The sequence below is a fragment of the Streptomyces sp. CB02980 genome (assembly GCF_014451325.2).
Taxonomy (GTDB): domain Bacteria; phylum Actinomycetota; class Actinomycetes; order Streptomycetales; family Streptomycetaceae; genus Streptomyces.
On record NZ_JACSCH020000068.1, the window covers coordinates 1 to 230 of the forward strand.

The 230-nt window shown below is 71.3% G+C and carries 1 protein-coding gene; it reads left to right on the forward strand.

Translation table 11 applies throughout. From position 1 onward, the window contains the following. Nucleotides 1–230, forward strand: a 230-nt coding sequence (locus E0F75_RS40845) for an AMP-binding protein (RefSeq protein WP_229315922.1), incomplete at both ends; no start/stop codon positions are given.

Sequence of the window (230 nt, forward strand, 5' to 3'; positions counted from 1 at the left end):
CTTGAGCAGGTGGCTCCCGCCGCTCTCATCACCCAGTCGCATCTGCCGCAGCTCGCCACGGAGGCGGTGGTCGTCGACCTGACGGCCGAGATCGCCGAGGCCAGCGGGCTCTCCGGGGCTGCCGTGGAGACGGGCGGATCGCCCGAATCCGTCGCGTGCGTGATGTTCACGTCGGGCTCGACAGGTCTGCCCAAGGGGGTCATGGCCTCGCACCGTGCGCTGGCCGCGAC